Raw genomic sequence first — 19,273 nt, forward strand, 5'->3', positions numbered from 1 at the left:
CTTACCACCCGCTCAGTACGATGCGCCCATTGACCTGCCGCGACTCCAGCAGTGCATGAGCCTGGGCCACCTCAGGAAACGGCAACACCCGGTCGATCAGCGGCCTGACCTGGCCGGCGGCAATCAACGCCAGCGCGGTGCGCAGCTCTTCAAGCGTCGCGCTACCCGAACCCTGCAGTTTCAAGCGTCGGCCAATCAGCAATCCGGGATTGACCGCTACCGCCCCGGGGCTGACGTTACCCAGTACCACCACCCGCCCCCCCAGGCTCATGCTGCGCAGGGTGTCCTCCAGCATATGCCCAAGGTTTTCAATGGCCACGTCCACGCCACGCTTGCCGGTCAGTCGCCAGACCTCGGCGCTGTAGCCGCCGTTGCTGACAGTCACCTCATGGGCGCCCAGCGCCTGAAGAAACTCGCGCTTTTCAGCGCTGCCAGTCACGGCGATGACCCGCGCGCCCAACGCTCGGGCCAGCTGAATCTGATGCGCGCCCAGGCCGCCGCTGGCGCCGTTGATCAGCACCGTTTCACCCGGTTTGAGCGCAGCCTCGCCATGCAGGGCGCGCACGCTGGTGGCGATCGGGCACGAAGCCAGCGCCGCCTGCACATAGTCGAGCCCCTCGGGCAATGGGACGGCAGAAATGGCCGGCACCCGCAGGTACTCGGCATAGGCGCCCTCGGTATCCACCGACGGCAGGCCCAGTGCCCGGCACAAGTCCTGGCGACCGCGCAGGCACTGCCGGCACTGGCCGCAGAACCGCCGCTGGTAGATCACCACCCGTGCCCCGACGGCCAGATTCAGCACATCGTCACCGACCTGCACCACTTCCCCGGCCACCTCATGGCCTAACACCACACCGGTGTGTGCGCCGGGCAACTGCCCGGCACGGTGCAGCAGATCGTGGTGGCAGACACCGGCGGCGTGCACCCTGACCAGCACTTCGCCGCGCCCCGGCTGCGGGGTGGGCACCTCTTCGACCTGCAACTGCTCGGGCCCGCCGAAGCCTTTCAGAACTATCGCTTTCATCTTTTATAACCGTTGGTAACCACTTAAGAATATGTTCATATAACAAACATGTTGTTTGCATTGTGCACATCAATTAAGTTTTCCCCACTTTGACGCCGACCTCAAGAGGCAATGCGTCTTTCTTTCACAATCAGCGAAATCACGTGATGACAGTCGAGTATCAGAAGCAGGGCGACGGCGTTCTGCTGGTCACCCTCAACCGCCCCGAGCGTCTCAACGCGCTGGACAGCCAGACCAAGGCCGCACTGGGTCAGGTGTGGCAACGCGCCCAGGACGACACCGACGTACGCGCCATCGTGCTGCGCGGTGTCGGCGAGCGGGCGTTCTGCGCCGGTTCCGACCTCAAGGAAATTCACAGCACCGGCCAGACCGCCAGCAGCGACGTGCTGGCCAACGCTCTGCCTGGGGTGGGCGTCAACCTGCGCAAGCCAGTGATCGCCGCTTTGCACGGCCATACCCTGGGGCTGGGCATCAGCCTGGCGATTCACTGCGATTTGCGTATCGCCCGTACCGACACGCAATTCAGTTTCCCGGAAGTGCGCCACGGCATGCTGTCGGGCTTCAGCGCCATCACCCTGCCGAGCCTGATCGGGGAAGCCGCGGCACTGGACATCATGCTCAGCGCCCGGACCTTCGACGCCGATCAGGCGCTGGCCCTGGGGCTGGTCAATGAGGTGGTCGACGACCCGCACAGCCGCGCCCTGGAACTGGCCGCGCAACTGGCCGCCCATGACCCGCGCGCGGTCGAGTGGAGCAAAACCCTGCTATTGGCCGAACGCAGAGAACGGCTGCAACGGCATCTGGCGCTGGTCGATCAGGCCAGGATCGACGTCATGCGTGACCGATAACCATAACTGCCCACCCTTTTCCGCCACGCCCGTACTGCCAGGCACACCCACCACCAGCGATGGAAGCGGCGTTTCACTTGGAGCTTCACTATGTCTCGCCCTTGCATTGCTTATCGCCCAAGGCTCAGCCTGCTGACCCTGGGTATCCTCGGCCTGTGCGCCACACCGCAGGCGTTCGCTGCGCAGCCGACCCACACCGCTGACAACCAGGACACCGCCTTGCAGACGGTGGTGGTCACCGGCGCCCGCGACGCCGGCCGCACCGTGGCTGAAAGCCTGGCGCCGATTGATGTGATCAGCGGCGAGGCCCTGGCCCGCTCGGGCAAACAGAACCTGCGCGAGGCCCTGGCCGCCAGCGTGCCGTCCTACACCAACGCCGCAGGATTTACCGGCGGCACCGGCCTGGCGGTCAAATCCGCGACCTTGCGCGGCCTGGGCGGCAACCACGTACTGGTGCTGGTCAACGGCAAGCGCCGGCATAACACCTCGTTGATTTTCGTCCAGACCGCCGCGACCTCCAGCGGCCAGTCGCCTGCCGACCTGGACCTGATCCCGGTCAGCGCCGTGGACCATGTCGAGGTACTGCGCGACGGTGCCGCCGCCCAGTACGGCTCCGACGCCATCGCCGGGGTGATCAATATCATCCTCAAGCAGAACGATCAGGGCGGCAGCGCCAGTGCCCTGTATGGTCAGTATCGGGAACGGGTCGGCGGCAAGGGCAACTTCGGCGCCCGCGGCCAGGCCCAGATCAACCAGGGCTTTGCCCTGCCCAATGACGGTTTCTTCAGCCTCAGCGCCGACGTCGGCATCCAGGAAAGCTCTAACGTCGCCGGGGCCGTACCGGACTCCACGCGCATCTACTTCGCCCAGAACGGCCAGCCCGACCCGCGTGAAACCGGCGAAAGCCGATACCGCCAGCAGCTTGGCCAGCCGCGCTCGCAGACTTACAACCTCGGTTACAACGCCGAACTGCCGCTCAACGACGACGTCACCGTCTATTCGTTCTCCACGGTCAGCCATCGCAACTCCACCAGCTGGGGCACCTACCGCACCGCCAACTCGCCGCAAAATATTGTCTCGGTGTACCCGGACGGTTTTGCGCCGCGCTTTGTGGTCGAAGAGGACGATTTCCAGAGCGTGATCGGTGTACGCCACGACGACCTGCTGGGCTGGAAATGGGACCTGTCCAGCAGCTATGGCCGCAACGACGCCAATATCCGCAACGAACGCTCGCTGAACCCGTCGCTCGGCCCGGACAGCCCCCGCGACATGGACGGCGGCCATCTGATCGCCAGCCAGTGGACCAATAACCTGGACCTGACCCGCGGCTTCGAAACCGGCTTGTTCAGCAGCCCGCTGAACGTCGCCGCTGGCCTTGAGTTTCGCCGTGACGGCTTCCAGATTGAGGATGGCGAGTTCGCCTCTTATGGTGACGGCGGCTATATTTTCCCGGCCGGTCACCCGCTGGCCGGCCAGCGCCCCAACCCCGGCGCGCCGGGCCTGGCTGGCTTCACCCCGCAGGACGCGCACAATTACTCGCGCACCAACACCGCCGCCTATGTCGACCTCAGCCAGCGCCTGACCGACAAGTGGGATGTCAGCCTGGCCGGGCGCTTCGAGCACTACAGTGACTTTGGCGACACCACCAGCGGCAAGTTCTCGACCCGCTACGCCTTTACCCCGGCCTTCGCGGTACGCGGCACCATCAGCAACGGCTTCCGCGCCCCGTCGCTGCAACAACAGAACTACTCTTCGTCGCTGACCGCCTGGCGCGCCAACAGCTTCACCGGCCAGCTGGAGCAGAACACCACCCGCTACGTGACCGTCGATGATGCCGCCGGCCGCGCACTGGGCGCCAAACAGCTGGACCCGGAACGCTCGCTGAACTACAGCCTGGGCTTTGTCGCCACGCCCACCGACAACCTCAGCGTGACGGTCGACCTGTACCAGATCGACATCAAGGACCGCATCCTGCAGACCAGTAACCTGCAAGGCACGGCGGTGTCCAACCTGCTGGCCAGCCAAGGGCTGAACCCCAACCAGATCGTCTCCTACTTCGGCAACCTGGCCGACACCCGCACCCGTGGCATCGACCTGGTGGCCGACTACCGCTATGACTTCGGTCAGTACGGCAAAACCCAGTGGACCCTGCTGAGTAACCAGAGCCTGCAGACCATCGAGAAACTCAAGGAGCCTGCCGCACTGGCCGGCACCGGGGTCAGCGCAGTGGGCCGCGACCGGCAGGGCAACCTGACCACCGCCTACCCCAAGAACGTCACCTCGCTGAACCTCAACTGGCAGTTGGGCGACTTCGATGTGAACCTCAAGGGCACCCGCTATTCGCAAGTGGTGGGGCGCAATCAGATCTCCGAAAGCCGTGACGAGAAGATCCGCCCGGCGTTCATCACCGACCTGAGCCTGGGTTACTACCTGACCGACGCGGTGAAACTGACCGTCGGCGGCGAGAACATCTTCGACCGCCGGCCGCAGCAGCTCAATGCCGAAGCCAAGCGCTTCTATTTCTTCCCCACCGACAACCCGACCTATAGCTGGTATTCGCCCTATGGCCTGGAAGGCGCGTACTACTTCGCCAAAGTCGACGTGAGCTGGTGACCCCATGAGTCTTTCAAACAGCACGCCAGCCCCCGAGGGGCTGGTCGAACATACCCCCTCACAGGGCTTCGATCAGGCGCTGTACCGCAAGCTGGCCTGGCGGATCATGCCGTTTCTGTTTCTGTGCTTCGTGCTCAACTGGCTCGACCGGGTGAACATCAGCTTCGCCCATTTGCAGTTCAAGACCGATCTGAACATCAGCGACGCGACCTTCGGGATCATCGTCGGGGTGTTCTCCATCGGCTATCTGCTGTTCGAAATTCCCAGCAACCTGCTGCTGGAAAAGATCGGCGCAAAGAAGACCATGATGCGCATCATGGTGCTCTGGGGCCTGGTGACCATCGCCACCGCCTTTGCCCAGACGCCGATGCAGTTCTATGTGTTGCGCATCCTGCTGGGCGCCGCCGAGGCCGGCTTTTTTCCCGGCGTGATCCTGTACCTGACCTACTGGTTCCCGGCCAGCTACCGCGGGCGTATCACCTCACGGTTCATCATGGCCATCGCGGTCTGCGGGATCATCGGCGGCCCGCTGTCGACCTGGATCATGAGCCACTTTGCCGGCCTGGGCGGGTTCACCGGCTGGCAATGGCTGTTTGTGGTCACCGGCATCCCGCCGGTGCTGGCCGGGCTGTTCGCCTGGTACTGGCTGGATGACAAACCGGCCAACGCCAAGTGGCTGAGCGACGATGAGAAACGCCGCATCGCGCATGCCCTCGACGAAGAGCGCCGCAACCGCAAGCCGGGCGGGCATCAGCGTTTCGTCGAAGCGCTGAAAGACCGCAAGGTGTGGTTCATCACCCTGGCCTACTGCCTGACCATCATGTGCACCGGCAACGTGACCAATATCTGGGCGCCGTCGATCATTCGTGAGTCGGGGGTCGCCAACCTTAGCCAGTTGGGGCTGTTTTCGGCGCTGCCCTACGTGGTCGGGGTGGTGGTCATGCTGCTGGCCTGCCGGCATTCGGACCTGCGCCAGGAACGCCGCTGGCATTTCGCCCTGGGCGGCCTGACCGCGGCCACGGCAATGCTGATCCTGCCAAACTTTCTGGTCAGCCCCTGGGCCGCCATTGCGATCCTGACCCTGATGACCAGCGGCTACCTGGTGGCCACGGCAGTGTTCTGGACCATTCCCACCTATTACCTCTCCGACCAGGCCAAGGCGGCCGGGCTGGCGATGGTCAATTGCTGTGGGCAGGTCAGCAGCCTACTGACGCCGATCATGATCGGCTCGATCAAGACCAGTACCGGCAGCATCTCGCTTGCGCTGTATATCGTCGCCGGCCTGGTGACCTGCGGCGCGTTGATTCTTTTGTTCGGTGTCCCGCGCCAAGCGCTGCGTGATGCTTCTGAAACCTGATGGATAGCTCAATGACTGATTACGTTGCACTGGCCCACCAACTGGCCGCGCAGATCCAGCCCGGCGCCGCCGAGCGCGACGCCAAGCGCACCCTGCCCTACGCCCAGCTCGACCTGATCCGCGAGTCCGGCCTGGGCGCGGCACGGGTGCCCAAGGCGCTGGGCGGTGGCGATATTGACCAGTTGCAGGTGGCGCAGATCTTCATGGCCCTGGCCAAGGCCGACCCCAGCGTGGCCCAGGCACTGTTCCCGCATTTCGCCACGGTCGAGCATCTGCGGCTGATCGCCAATGAGCGCCAGCAGCGCGAATACCTCGGTGCCTTTGTCGACCGCAAGCTGTCGTCCGGAGCCATCGCCGAACGCAGCGGCACCTTTCGCGGCGAAATCCACACCCGGCTGCAACGCCAGGGCGAGCAACTGCTGCTCAACGGCAGCAAGTTCTACAGCACCGGTTGCCTGTTCGCCGACCTGCTGAAAATCCAGGCCGTGGATGAAGCCGGCCAGGCCGTGTATGTGATGCTGCCCGCCGACACCCCCGGCATCAGCCTGCTCGACGACTGGGACGGCATGGGCCAGCGCACCACCGCCAGCGGCAGCACCCTGCTGGAGAACGTGCCGGTGCACCCCGATCAGGTCATCCCGCTGGCGCAGTGGTATCAGCGGCGCAACTACATCGGCGCCAGCGCCCAGCTCATCCACTGCGCGCTGGACGTCGGGATTGGCCTGGCGGCGCTGGACGACGCCATCGCCTGGGCACGCAGCGGCGTGCGCCCGGTGCGCGAAAGCGGCGTCGACAAGGCCAGCAACGATCCGTACATCCTGCACACCATTGGCGAGCTGTCGGCCACCATCCATGGTGCCCAGGCGCTGGTGGAAAAAGCCGCCGGTGCGGTACAGACCGCCGCCGTCACCCAGTTGCAAGGCCTGGCCGAAGGCGCAGAGCTTGACGCCATTCTGGCGCGCTCCTCGATTGCCGTGGCCGAAGCCAAGATCGCGTCGACCCGCGCCGCCCTGCATGTCTGCGAGCGGCTGTATGAGGTAGGCGGCGCCGCAACCACTCAGAACCGCTACAACTTCGACCGTCACTGGCGCAACGCCCGCACCCACACCACCCACGATGCAGTGGCCTATAAGTACAAGGCCATCGGAGACTACCTGCTCAATGGCAACTATCCACCCATCGCGTTCACCTATTAAACCGCTGCTGGCGCTGAGCCTGCTCTGGCTGGCCATCGGCACTCAGGCCTGCGCAGGCAGCGGCGATCCCTGGGCTGATCTGCCGGCCCAGGTCGACACATTGCTGCCCGGCGTGATCGAACTGCGCCATGCCATTCACCGCCACCCCGAGCTAGGCAATCGCGAGTTCAAGACCGCCGAACGCATCGCCCGGCGCCTGCGCGAGCTGGGCTTCGAGGTGCAGACCGGGGTTGCCCATACCGGTGTGGTCGGCGTGCTCAAAGGCGGCCAGCCCGGACCGGTGGTGGCCATCCGCGCCGAGCTCGATGCCCTGCCGCTCACCGAACAGACCGGTTTGGCCTATGCCTCGACGCTGCGCGCCAAGGACGAAGGCAATGACCTGCGCAGCCGTGGCAAGGACGTCGGGGTGATGCATGCCTGCGGTCACGACGCGCATATGGCCATGGCGATCGGCGTGGCCGAAGTGCTGGCCGCACACCGCGACGCGCTGCCCGGCACCCTGAAGCTGATTTTCCAGCCCGCCGAAGAGGGCCCGCCACTGGGCGAGCAAGGCGGCGCCGCGCTGATGATCAAACAGGGCGTATTGCAGGCGCCGGCACCGGAGGTGATTTTCGGCATTCACGTCACCGCCGGCACTGCCGGCACCTTTACCCTGAGCAAGGCACGCACCACCGCCTCGGCCGACACCTTCGTGGCGCGCATCACTGGCCGCCAGACTCATGCGGCCTTTCCCTGGACCGGGATCGACCCGGTGCCGGTGGCAGCGCAGATTATCCTCGCCTGGCAGACCATTCCCAGTCGGCAGTCGAACCTGAGCGTGCTTCCAGCGCCGGTGATTTCGGTGGGCCGCCTGGAGGGCGGCGACCGCCATAACATCATCCCGGCCGAGATACGTCTGGAAGGCTCGATACGCACGGTCAGCGATGAGCAACGCGACGATGTGCTCAAGCGCATGAGAAATACCGCGCAAAGCATTGCCCAGGCATCCGGGGCTACGGCAACGGTGGAGTATCTGCCCGGCGGTTATCGCTCTGGCCATAACGACACGGCACTGGTTGAACGCATGTTGCCGGTCCTGCAACAGGTGTCAGGCACACCGGTGAAGATCGACAACGGCACCTATGGCGCCGATGACTTTGCCGAGTATGCGCGGCAGATTCCGGGGCTGTTCATGCGCATGGGGGTGACCCCGCCGGCACTGCAGGACAAACCGGTGTGGCCGACTCATTCGCCGGGCTTTCAGGTCGACGATCCGAGCCTTGCCACTGGCATCAAGGCGCTGAGCCTGATGACCCTGCGTTACATGAAGGGCGAAGGACATTGACATCCTCCCCGCCCTAAAGGGCGGGGATTCCCACAATTGGACGCTCATGCCCGAGCGCGAGAATGTTCTTTGCGGCGTTGACGTCGCGGTCGTGGGTGGCACCGCACCCACAACAAGTCCATTCCCTTATTCCAAGCCCTGCGATACCTCTGGGCCTCGAGTCCGGCAATTGCTTGCAGCTCGAACAGGTTTGGGTGGTGTTTCTCTCGCTGACAACCTTGAAAACCGTGCCTGCGTGATCGCATTTGTATTCCAGCATGGTTTTCAATTGGCCCCAGCCGGCGTCCAGCACCGACTTGGCCATCCTGGTTTTCGCGAGTTTCAGTGAGTTCACATCGCCCACCACAATGACGCCACAACGCGCTACCAGCGCGTTGCTGAACTTATGCAGGCAATCCTTGCGACGGTTCGCAATTTTGGCGTGAATCGCCCGCACACGGGCCTTCTTGCCGGCGCGCTGGGCCGTGCCCAGGGCGCTCTCCAGATCCCGGTAGAACCTGCCGCTTTCAAGGCGATCACCGTCGCTGCAGGTGGCCGTGGTTTTCAGTCCGAGGTCGATACCCACCGCGTCCTGGCCTGGCGATAACTGACGGTCGACCTCGACCACGACGTTGAAATACCAGCGTCCACGGGTGTCTTCGTTGAAGCTACCGGATCTGAATTTAAAGCCCGCCAGGCCGTAGCTGTCCCAGACCTTGAAGTGCTGTTTGTTGAAGACGACCTGGCCGTTTTTCCAGACAGCAGCGCCGACCTTGAAGGGCAGCCAACCCAGACTGCGCCGAGCGCCGCCCGAGCAGCGCCAGCGGAGCTGGCGCTTTTTGAACTGCTTGCGCCGTGTGACATATTCGTCGGCAACAGCCTGCACCGATTGGCTGTGCAGTCCCAGGTCTTTGCTGGCCCCGTTGGTGTACTTGTGAATGTCGAACGCCGACAGAAAACGACCACGCTCACGAATCGAGCGACGGCTCAACTCGTTTACGTAGTTCCACACAAAATTCACAGCACGAGAAGCTTCACGCAGCTGCGCTGCATGCTTATCTCGCACTCGAATCTTGAGGGTTCTGGTCGCTTTCATTTCAGTCATGAAACACAGGATAGGGCGGTTTTATGGATCTTAACCCCTATGACCGCTTCGCGGTGGCGCTTTCATCCCCCACCTGAAGGAAGGGGCTTTTCGCGCCAACTTGGTAAAAATCGCAGACAACAAAAAAGCGACCCTAAGGTCGCTTTCTTGTTTGTTCCAGAGAGTTCAAGGGCTCTGGAACCGGATATGGCGCAGCGGACGGGACTCGAACCCGCGACCCCCGGCGTGACAGGCCGGTATTCTAACCGACTGAACTACCGCTGCGTATCGCTTGTAACTCTTGCTTCAACCTGAAACAAACTTTCGGTAGTTTGAATCACGGCATGATTGAACTGCCAGTTGGCGTTTCAATCGCAGACCCGGCGAACCCGATCTGGATAAAGTGGCGCAGCGGACGGGACTCGAACCCGCGACCCCCGGCGTGACAGGCCGGTATTCTAACCGACTGAACTACCGCTGCGCATGCAGGACTTTCATCCTGGTTTTTACAACCTTGAAAGTTCTCGTGAATCAACTTTCAAACTCAACGATGGTGGGTGATGACGGGATCGAACCGCCGACCCTCTGCTTGTAAGGCAGATGCTCTCCCGGCTGAGCTAATCACCCTTTGCTTCGCTGAGGCCGCGAACTTTACGCACCCCCCTCATGCAAGTCAACACCTGGAGTGAAATATTTTTCAAATCAGGGAGATACGGTTGAATCCGGGGACCGTCTTGAGCCGGGAAGCCCTTTAAAAAGATCCCGCCGCTGGGTTGGAGGACCCCGGTTCCCATGCCACTCAAATAAAAAAACCGGCATGGCGCCGGTTCAGGTATTTGCTTGAGTACTACGCTTGTTCGGCGTAGATCATCTTGCGGCTCATGCCACCATCGATGACGAACTCCTGGCCGGTCACGAAGCCTGAGTTGCGTGACAACAGCCAGCTCACCATCGCGGCTACGTCTTCCACGGTCCCGACCCTGCCCACCGGGTGCTGAGCGTGGTCAAGGTCAGACAGCGGTTCGGCGCGGCGTGCCGACGGGTCGCGGGCGTCGATCCAGCCGGGGCTGACCGCGTTGACCCGGATCTGTGGGCCGAGGCTGACCGCCAGTGCATGGGTCAAGGCCAGCAGGCCGCCCTTGCTGGCCGCATAGGCTTCGGTGTCGGCTTCAGACTGATGGGCACGGGTGGAGGTCAGGTTGACGATCCCGCCACCGTGCGCACGCAGGTACGGCGCACAGTGCTTGGCCAGCAGCATGGGGCCGGTCAGGTTGACCCCCAGCGCGCGGTTCCAGCGCTCCAGGCTGAGGCTTTCCAGAGTACCGTTATGGGGCTCGGAAATTGCCGCGTTGCACACCAGAGCGTCCAGCCGGCCAAACTGGCGCAGCACCTTGGCCACACCACCGACCACCTGTTCTTCGCTGGACACGTCCATGACCACGAACATCGCGTTATCGCCCAGGCTTTCAGCCACCTTGCTGCCACGAATGCGGTCCAGGTCGGCCAGCACCACCTGCCAGCCCTCGCTGATCAGCCAGGCGGCAATGCCCAGGCCGATGCCGCGTGCAGCGCCGGTCACCAGAGCCACCCGGCCGTTAGTCGGCCCGGCAGCCTGCATGGCCCACTCGCTCACAGCGCTGCCAGGCCGCGAGCCAGATCGTTCTGCAGGTCGACAACGTCTTCCAGGCCGACTGCGACACGAATCAGGCTGTCGCTGATACCCGCCGAGGCACGCTCCTGCGGGGTCAGACGCCCATGCGAAGTCGTGCCCGGATGAGTAATGGTGGTTTTGGCATCACCCAGGTTGGCGGTGATCGACACCAGACGCGTGGCATCGATAAAACGCCATGCACCCTCTTTGCCACCCTTGACCTCAAAACTCACCACCGCGCCGTAGCCTTTCTGCTGGCGCTGGGCCAGTTCGTGCTGCGGATGGCTCTTGAGGCCGGCATAGTGAACCTTCTCGATACCGTCCTGCTGTTCCAGCCACTCGGCCAGCGCCTGGGCGTTGGCACAGTGGGCGCGCATGCGCAGGTTCAATGTTTCGAGGCCCTTGAGAAAGATCCAGGCGTTGAACGGGCTGAGGGTCGGGCCGGCGGTGCGCAGGAAGCCCACCACTTCTTTCATCTGTTCGCTGCGTCCGGCAACCACACCGCCCATGCAACGACCCTGGCCGTCGATGAACTTGGTGGCCGAGTGCACCACCACATCGGCACCCAGCTTCAGCGGTTGCTGCAAGGCCGGTGTACAGAAGCAGTTATCGACCACCAGCAAGGCACCCTTGGCATGGGCGATTTCTGCCAGCGCGGCGATATCGACCAGTTCAGCCAGCGGGTTGGATGGCGACTCGACAAACAGCAGCCTGGTGTTCGGCTTGATCGCCGCATCCCAGCCAGCCAGTTCAGCCAGCGGCACGTAGTCGACCTCGACACCGAAACGCTTGAAGTACTTCTCGAACAGGCTGATGGTCGAGCCGAAGACGCTGCGCGACACCAGCACGTGATCGCCGGCGCTGCACAGGCTCATCACCACCGACAGGATTGCCGCCATGCCGGTGGCGGTGGCCACCGCCTGTTCGGCGCCTTCAAGAGCAGCAATACGCTCTTCGAAGGCACGCACAGTCGGATTGGTGTAGCGCGAATAGACGTTGCCCGGCACCTCACCCGCGAACCGGGCGGCGGCATCAGCCGCCGTACGGAACACGTAACTGGAGGTGAAGAACATCGGGTCGCCATGCTCGCTCTCAGGGGTGCGGTGTTGACCCGCACGCACGGCCAGGGTGTCGAACCCTACGCCTTCAAGATCGCTGTCCAGCCGGCCTGCATCCCATTGCTCTGCCATGCCCGTTTTCCTTGTCAATCAGTTGTTGTACAGATCGATGATCGCGCTGACGGCCTGGCTCTTGACCTTGGCCGCGTCATTGCGGGCGTCTTCGATCCGGTTCAGGTAGTGCTCATCGATATCACCGGTGACGTACTGGCCGTCGAACACCGAGCAGTCGAAGTTATCGATCTTGATCTTCTTGCTGCCACTGACCGCTTCAATCAGGTCACTGAGCTCCTGGTAGACCAGCCAGTCGGCGCCGATCAGATCAGCCACTTCCTGGGTGGTACGGTTGTGGGCGATCAGTTCGTGAGCACTCGGCATGTCGATGCCGTAGACGTTCGGGTAACGCACGGCCGGTGCGGCCGAGCAGAAATAGACATTCTTGGCGCCGGCTTCACGCGCCATCTGGATGATCTGCTTGCAGGTGGTGCCGCGCACAATGGAGTCATCGACCAGCATCACGTTCTTGCCGCGAAATTCCAGCTCGATGGCGTTGAGCTTCTGACGCACCGACTTCTTGCGCGCCGCCTGGCCCGGCATGATGAAGGTCCGGCCAATGTAGCGGTTCTTGACGAAGCCTTCGCGGAACTTGACGCCCAGGTGGTTGGCCAGCTCCAGCGCCGCGGTGCGGCTGGTGTCCGGAATCGGGATGACCACGTCGATGTCGTGGTCGGGACGCTCGCGACGGATTTTTTCCGCCAGGCGCTCGCCCATGCGCAGCCGCGCCTTGTACACCGAGATACCGTCAATGATCGAGTCAGGACGCGCCAGGTAGACGTGCTCGAAGATGCACGGCGCGTAACGTGGGTTCGGCGCGCACTGGCGAGTGAACAGCTTGCCGTCGTCGGTGATGTACACCGCTTCGCCCGGTGCCAGGTCACGGATCAGGGTGAAGCCCAGCACGTCGAGGGCGACGCTTTCGGAGGCGATCATGTACTCGACGCCTTCGTCGGTGTGACGCTGGCCGAACACGATCGGGCGGATGGCGTCCGGGTCACGGAAGCCGACGATGCCGTAGCCGGTGACCATCGCCACCACGGCATACCCACCGCGGCAACGTTTGTGCACGTCAGCCACGGCGGCGAAGATGTCCTCTTCGGTCGGCTGCAATTTGCCGCGTACCGCCAGTTCATGGGCGAACACGTTGAGCAGCACTTCCGAATCGGAATTGGTGTTCACATGACGCAGATCGGACTCGTAGATTTCCTTGGCCAACTGCTCGACGTTGGTCAGGTTGCCGTTATGCGCCAGGGTGATGCCATACGGCGAGTTGACATAAAACGGCTGGGCTTCGGCCGACGTCGAACTGCCGGCTGTTGGATAGCGCACATGGCCGATGCCCATGTGCCCGACCAGACGCTGCATATGACGCTGCTGGAACACATCGCGCACCAGACCGTTGTCTTTGCGCAGGAACAACCGGCCATCATGGCTGGTCACGATACCGGCAGCATCCTGGCCGCGGTGCTGGAGGACGGTGAGCGCGTCATACAGCGCCTGATTGACATTCGACTTACCGACGATTCCGACGATGCCACACATGCGACACAACCCCTACTTAGTGGAACTGGATTTACCGAGCACATCCTTGGCCATTTCCGGCGACAGGATCTGCTCCTTGAACGGCAATTCGGCAGGAATGCCGATGCCGCTGGTTGACCACTGACCGGACATCCCGACAATCAGGTTTTTCGACCAGTCAGCGACCATGAGAAACTGCGGCACCAGGCGTGATTCCTGCCACCACTGATCCTGTTGCACCGGGCCCAGGCTCAGCAGCCCGACCGCGACAACGATCAGCAGGGCGCCACGCGCGGCACCAAATACCATACCGAGGAACCGATCGGTCCCGGACAACCCGGTGACGCGAATAAGCTCGCCGATGAGAAAATTGACCATCGCCCCGACAATCAGGGTGGCGACGAACAGAATGATGCAACTGGCGATCACCCGCATCGAAGGCGTGGCGATGTAGTCGGCCAGATAATGGGACAGCCCGGCACCGAACATCCAGGCGACTGCGCCTGCGATGATCCAGATCAGCAGCGACAAAGCTTCCTTGACGAAGCCGCGCTTGATGCTGATCAAAGCGGAGATGGCGATGATCACGAGAATCGCCCAGTCAACCGGAGTAAGTGCCACGTTGCAGCCTGCAGACGGATAAGGCGGCGCATTTTAACAGAGCGGCCGCCGGTCGGTAAGCGGCGATTATCGGTGAGCTGAATTTTCTCGAAACAGCTGTGTTCAGCCGCGTTCCGGCTGGAAACGCACCACGATACCCTTGAGTTTCTGCTGTTTGTCGAGCTGGTCGCGCAGACGATCGGCTTCGCCACGCTCGATCAGCGGCCCGACGAACACCCGATTGACGCCATCGGAGGTGCGAATGTAAGCGTTGTAGCCTTGGGCACGCAGGGTCTTTTGCAGGTTATCGGCATTGGCCCGATTGGACATGCTGGCCAATTGAACCGACCAACTGACCGACAGGCCGTTGGCGTCCACACCGCTGGGCGCAGCTGCCTTGGCCTGGGTCGGCGCAGGCGGCTGAACAGGCGTTGACGGCTGGGCAGGCGCTGGCGCGGGCTTGACGGCCGGCTTGGGTGCGCTGGCCACAGGTGCGGAGGCCACAGGTGCAGCGGCAGGCGCCGCTGGAGCCGCCTGCTGGGCCGGCGCCGGGGCAATCGGCCGCGATGGCGGCGCCGTGCTCGGCGCTGGGGTTTCGACCTGAGTGATCTGCTGGGGCTCAGGCACTGCGACCGGCTCGATTTGCACCGGCTGCATCACCGGGGCTTCGGGCGCAGCAGGCGCATCGACCCGCACGCTGCGGGTTTCGTCTTCACGGGTGAACAGCATCGGCAGAAAGATGACCGCAATGGCGATCAGCACCAACGCCCCCACCATCCGCTGTTTGTAAGCCTTGTCCAGCATCGCAGCCACCTTCAGTCCTCAATCAGCGTGATCGGCCAGCCATTCAAGCGCTTCGGCCACGCAGTAAAAAGATCCGAACAACAGGATCTCGTCATCCGCCGTCGCCTGCTCACACTGTGCCAACAGTGCCTGGGCCACGTTCTGATAGGACGTCACGCTCGCACCAAGGTTCTGCAAGCAGGCCTGCAATTGCTCAACCGGCGTGCTACGCGGGGTTGGCAACGGCGTCACAGCCCAATGCGCGACCCCCGCCACCAGCTCGGCAACCACGCCTTCGAGATCCTTGTCGCCCAACAGACCGAACACCGCCAGGCGCTTGCCTGGCACCGGACGCTGGACAAGCCGTTGCGCCAGAAAACGCGCAGCGTGAGGGTTGTGCCCGACATCCAGCAATAGATTGAGGGTTTTGCCTTTCCAGCGCAGCACCCGTCGGTCAAGCCGACCGACAATCCGGGTACCGCTCAGCGCCTCGGCCAACACCCCGGGCTGCCATGGCAGATCGAGCAAGGCATAGGCTTGCAATGCAAGCGCGGCATTCTCCATCGGCAGATCGAGTAGCGGCAGATCAGTCAGCACCAGCGGCTGCCCTGCCCCATTCACTCCTTGCCAGGACCAGGCATTGACGTCGATAGCGACGCTGAAATCCCGACCGCGTAACAAAAATGGGCAGTTGAGCGCTGCGGCCTGCTCCAGCAAGGGTGCAGGCGGATCAAGATCGCCACACAGCGCCGGTTTGCCAGCACGCAAGATGCCGGCCTTCTCGAACGCTACTGACTCACGGGTATTGCCCAACCAGTCGGCATGGTCCAGACCGATACTGGTGACCAGCGCCAGATCAGCGTCGACCAGATTGACCGCATCCAGACGCCCGCCCAGCCCGACTTCCAGCACCACAGCGTCAAGCCCGGCCTGTTCGAACAGCCAGAATGCCGCCAGCGTGCCCATTTCAAAGTAGGTCAGGGTGATATCACCACGCGCCGCCTCGACAGCAACAAAGGCCTCGCACAATTGAGCATCGCTGACCTGTACGCCTTGCACTTGCACCCGCTCGTTATAGTGCAGCAGGTGCGGCGAACTGTAGACACCCACTTTCAGACCCTGAGCCTGCAACAGTGCCGCCAGAAACGCACAGGTCGAACCCTTGCCGTTGGTGCCGGTCACCGTGATCACTCTGGGCGCCGGACGACTCAGGCCCAACTGACCGGCGACTTGCCGGGCACGGTCCAGCCCCATGTCGATGGCCGACGGGTGCAGTTGCTCCAGATAGGCCAGCCATTGACCCAGGGTCCGCTGTGTCATGCGGTTGCCGGAGTCGGAGCCGGAGTAATCTCGACCACTTCCAGAACCGGCTTGTCAGCCTTTGGCGATGGCAGGTTCATCATCTGCGCCAGCAAGCGACCCAGACGCTCGCGCAGTTCAATGCGCGGAATGATCATGTCGATGGCGCCGTGCTCGATGAGGAACTCGCTGCGCTGGAAGCCTTCAGGCAGCTTTTCACGTACGGTCTGCTCAATCACTCGCGGGCCTGCAAAGCCAACCAGCGCCTTGGGCTCAGCGACAATCACATCACCCAGCATGGCCAGGCTGGCGGAAACGCCGCCGTAGACCGGGTCGGTCAGCACCGAAATGAACGGAATGCCTTCTTCACGCAGCCGCGCCAGCACCGCCGAGGTCTTGGCCATCTGCATCAGCGAGATCAGCGCTTCCTGCATCCGCGCACCGCCGGAGGCCGAGAAGCAGACCATCGGGCAACGGTGCTCAAGGGCATAATTGGCCGCACGCACAAAGCGCTCGCCAACGATCGCACCCATCGAGCCGCCCATGAAGGAGAACTCGAACGCCGAGACCACGATCGGCATGCCCAGCAAGGTCCCGCTCATGGAAATCAGCGCGTCTTTTTCACCGGTCTGCTTTTGTGCAGCGGTCAGGCGATCCTTGTACTTCTTGCCATCGCGGAACTTGAGACGGTCTACCGGCTCCAGGTCAGCACCCAGCTCATTGCGACCTTCGGCGTCCAGGAAGATGTTCAGCCGGTTACGCGCACCGATACGCATGTGGTGGTCGCACTTGGGGCAGACGTCCAGGGTCTTTTCCAGTTCAGGGCGATACAGCACGGCTTCACAGGATGGGCACTTGTGCCACAGCCCCTCAGGGACCGAGCTTTTCTTGACCTCTGAACGCATGATCGAAGGGATCAGTTTGTCTACCAGCCAGTTGCTCATGCTTTCTTTCTCCAGTGCCGATTCGGCTCCAGCACCCGGCGTTGTAACGCCCGGCACCCGCCCTTGGCTAAATGTGTAAAAAGTGACGAGCAAGGACAGCCTGCGGTCGGCACCTGGCCAGACCTGCCCCTCTCAGCCGTAATACTTGAAACCGCACCCGACGCAAAAGCGTCCGGTTAATCAATTCAGCCCGCACATGTTCATTACCGGGACAGGCTAATGGACGGCGGCAGCTGCCACGCCGTCACATCAGGCTTCACGCACCGCACGCATGAAAGCCCGCACCTTGTCGTGATCCTTTATGCCTTTACTGCGCTCTACCCCGCCACTGACATCCACCGCATAGGGCCTGACCTGAGCAATGGCCTGCGCCACGTTACCCGCGTCAAGACCGCCAGCCAGGATGATCGGCCTGGACAGATCATGGGGAATCAATGACCAGTCGAAGCGCTCCCCCGTGCCACCGGGCACACCCGGCACATAAGCATCAAGCAGGATGCCGCTGGCTTTGCCATAAGCCCGGCAGGCGGCGGCGATATCGTCACCCGGCTTGACCCGCAATGCCTTGATGAAAGGCCGGTGATAGCCGTCGCATGCCTCGGGTGATTCATCACCATGGAATTGCAACAGATCCAGCGGCAATGCATCGAGGGTTTCGTTCAATTCACAGGAACTGGCGTTGACGAACAGGCCAACCGTGGTCACGAAGGGCGGCAGGCCGGCAATGATCGCCCTGGCCTGCTGCACGCTGACCGCACGCGGGCTGGGCGCGTAGAACACGAAGCCCAGCGCGTCGGCACCCGCCTCAACGGCCGCCAATGCATCCTCCAGACGGGTAATCCCGCAGATCTTGCTGCGAACGGCTGACATATGACGAAACCTCAGTCCTTGCGCAAAGTCCCGGATGGTAACAAATGCAGGTTCAGCCGTCAGCCTTCAAGGCCAGCGAAACCGGTCAGAAAATGCGGACCGATGTAACGCTGCGGCAGACCGAATTCATCGGCATACTCGACCTCAACCAGATACAGGCCAAAGGGGTGCGCAGTCACGCCGCCGTTACGCCGCACCCGACTCTGCAGCACTTCATTGATCCACTCCACCGGGCGCTCGCCAGCACCGATGGTCATCAGCACACCGGCAATGTTTCTCACCATGTGATGCAGGAACGCACTGGCCCGTACATCAATGACAATCATCTTGCCGTGACGACTGACGCGCAGGTGATGCATCTGCTTGATCGGCGATTTGGCCTGGCACTGGCCGGCGCGAAACGCGCTGAAATCGTGGGTACCGACCAGATACTGGGCGGCCTCGGCCATGCGCTCGACATCCAGCGGACGATAGTTCCAGGTTACTTCCTCACCCATATGCGCCGGGCGAATCTGATCGTTGTAGATCACATAGCGGTAGCGCCTGGCCTTGGCCTTGAAGCGCGCATGAAAGTGTGCCGGCATGACCTTTGCCCAGGTCACGCTGATGTCATGTGGCAGGCTGGCATTGGCGCCCATGATCCAGGCTTTTTCCGAGCGCTCTGTTTGCGTATCGAAATGCACCACCTGACCGCAGGCATGCACACCGGCATCAGTGCGCCCGGCACACAGCAAGGTGACCGGGGATGCAGCGACCTTGCCCAGAGCATTTTCCAGTGTTTCTTGTACGGTGGGCACGCCACTGGCCTGACGCTGCCAGCCGTTGTAGCGCGAGCCTTTGTATTCGACGCCTAGCGCGACGCGGTGAAAGCCCTCGGCAGCCATCTCGGCGGCCGGGTTGTCTATGTTCGCCAAGGAGTTACAGCCCGTGGGTTGCGAAAAGGGCGGCCATTATAAGGCTGTCGGGCAAAGACGCCAGCGCACGCAGCGAGCAATCCGCCAGATC

At 62.6% G+C, this 19,273-nt stretch carries 16 protein-coding genes and 3 tRNA genes; 5 read left to right on the forward strand and 14 right to left on the reverse strand.

The window, feature by feature from the left end; translation table 11 throughout:
* Position 1: 1 nt before the first annotated feature.
* Positions 2–1,024 carry an alcohol dehydrogenase catalytic domain-containing protein gene (locus NJC40_RS25430; protein WP_253141973.1) on the reverse strand — a complete coding sequence of 341 codons (1,023 nt, stop codon included), beginning with the start codon at positions 1,022–1,024 and terminating at the stop codon, positions 2–4.
* A 146-nt stretch (positions 1,025–1,170) separates the two neighbouring features.
* Between NJC40_RS25430 and NJC40_RS25435 the strand changes: the two genes are divergently transcribed.
* The 5 genes from NJC40_RS25435 to NJC40_RS25455 all read left to right on the forward strand — a co-directional run bounded on the left by NJC40_RS25435 (position 1,171) and on the right by NJC40_RS25455 (position 8,362).
* Entirely contained in the window at positions 1,171–1,872 is a 702-nt protein-coding gene (locus NJC40_RS25435; RefSeq protein ID WP_253141971.1) for an enoyl-CoA hydratase/isomerase family protein, read from the forward strand.
* Positions 1,873–1,962: 90 nt separating this feature from the next.
* A complete protein-coding gene (locus NJC40_RS25440) occupies positions 1,963–4,485 on the forward strand; it encodes a TonB-dependent receptor plug domain-containing protein (protein ID WP_253141970.1) in 2,523 nt (840 codons plus the stop codon).
* Positions 4,486–4,489: 4 nt separating this feature from the next.
* Entirely contained in the window at positions 4,490–5,842 is a 1,353-nt protein-coding gene (locus tag NJC40_RS25445) for an MFS transporter (RefSeq protein ID WP_084710176.1), read from the forward strand.
* Positions 5,843–5,853: 11 nt separating this feature from the next.
* A complete protein-coding gene (locus NJC40_RS25450; RefSeq protein ID WP_253141969.1) occupies positions 5,854–7,038 on the forward strand; it encodes an acyl-CoA dehydrogenase family protein in 1,185 nt (394 codons plus the stop codon).
* Positions 7,004–8,362 carry a M20 metallopeptidase family protein gene (locus tag NJC40_RS25455; RefSeq protein WP_253141968.1) on the forward strand — a complete coding sequence of 453 codons (1,359 nt, stop codon included), beginning with the start codon at positions 7,004–7,006 and terminating at the stop codon, positions 8,360–8,362. Before NJC40_RS25450 ends, NJC40_RS25455 begins: the two co-directional genes overlap by 35 nt.
* Positions 8,363–8,375: 13 nt before the next feature.
* Here NJC40_RS25455 and NJC40_RS25460 read toward each other — a convergent pair whose 3' ends face one another.
* From NJC40_RS25460 to truA, 13 genes are all read right to left on the reverse strand, one after another.
* Complete coding sequence (locus NJC40_RS25460; RefSeq protein ID WP_492180421.1) at positions 8,376–9,437, reverse strand: RNA-guided endonuclease InsQ/TnpB family protein; 1,062 nt, start codon at positions 9,435–9,437, stop codon at positions 8,376–8,378.
* 196 nt (positions 9,438–9,633) lie between these two features.
* A tRNA-Asp gene (locus NJC40_RS25465) sits at positions 9,634–9,710 on the reverse strand.
* Positions 9,711–9,829: 119 nt separating this feature from the next.
* Positions 9,830–9,906: transfer RNA gene (locus NJC40_RS25470), tRNA-Asp, on the reverse strand.
* Between the two features lie 70 nt (positions 9,907–9,976).
* Positions 9,977–10,052: transfer RNA gene (locus NJC40_RS25475), tRNA-Val, on the reverse strand.
* Positions 10,053–10,272: 220 nt separating this feature from the next.
* Positions 10,273–11,043, reverse strand: a complete 771-nt coding sequence (locus NJC40_RS25480; RefSeq protein ID WP_253141982.1) for an SDR family oxidoreductase — start codon at positions 11,041–11,043, stop codon at positions 10,273–10,275.
* Between the two features lie 11 nt (positions 11,044–11,054).
* Positions 11,055–12,266 carry an O-succinylhomoserine sulfhydrylase gene (locus NJC40_RS25485; RefSeq protein WP_045493534.1) on the reverse strand — a complete coding sequence of 404 codons (1,212 nt, stop codon included), beginning with the start codon at positions 12,264–12,266 and terminating at the stop codon, positions 11,055–11,057.
* An 18-nt stretch (positions 12,267–12,284) separates the two neighbouring features.
* Positions 12,285–13,793: an amidophosphoribosyltransferase gene (gene purF, locus NJC40_RS25490; RefSeq protein ID WP_253141966.1), complete on the reverse strand. Its 1,509-nt coding sequence runs from the start codon at positions 13,791–13,793 to the stop codon at positions 12,285–12,287.
* Positions 13,794–13,805: 12 nt separating this feature from the next.
* The gene (locus NJC40_RS25495) at positions 13,806–14,393 is read right to left on the reverse strand and encodes a CvpA family protein (RefSeq protein WP_253141964.1); all 588 of its coding nucleotides are present in this window, start codon (positions 14,391–14,393) and stop codon (positions 13,806–13,808) included.
* 102 nt (positions 14,394–14,495) lie between these two features.
* Positions 14,496–15,176: an SPOR domain-containing protein gene (locus tag NJC40_RS25500; protein ID WP_045493537.1), complete on the reverse strand. Its 681-nt coding sequence runs from the start codon at positions 15,174–15,176 to the stop codon at positions 14,496–14,498.
* A gap of 18 nt (positions 15,177–15,194) precedes the next feature.
* Complete coding sequence (folC, locus tag NJC40_RS25505) at positions 15,195–16,475, reverse strand: bifunctional tetrahydrofolate synthase/dihydrofolate synthase (protein WP_253141961.1); 1,281 nt, start codon at positions 16,473–16,475, stop codon at positions 15,195–15,197.
* Positions 16,472–17,398 carry an acetyl-CoA carboxylase, carboxyltransferase subunit beta gene (gene accD / locus NJC40_RS25510; protein WP_045493541.1) on the reverse strand — a complete coding sequence of 309 codons (927 nt, stop codon included), beginning with the start codon at positions 17,396–17,398 and terminating at the stop codon, positions 16,472–16,474. Before accD ends, folC begins: the two co-directional genes overlap by 4 nt.
* 249 nt (positions 17,399–17,647) lie before the next feature.
* Positions 17,648–18,268, reverse strand: coding sequence for a phosphoribosylanthranilate isomerase (locus NJC40_RS25515; RefSeq protein ID WP_253141960.1), 621 nt, complete (start codon positions 18,266–18,268; stop codon positions 17,648–17,650).
* Between the two features lie 59 nt (positions 18,269–18,327).
* Complete coding sequence (gene truA / locus NJC40_RS25520) at positions 18,328–19,152, reverse strand: tRNA pseudouridine(38-40) synthase TruA (RefSeq protein WP_045493552.1); 825 nt, start codon at positions 19,150–19,152, stop codon at positions 18,328–18,330.
* Between the last annotated feature and the right edge of the window lie 121 nt (positions 19,153–19,273).

This window comes from Pseudomonas sp. 21LCFQ02, from assembly GCF_024129895.2.
Taxonomy (GTDB): Bacteria; Pseudomonadota; Gammaproteobacteria; order Pseudomonadales; family Pseudomonadaceae; genus Aquipseudomonas.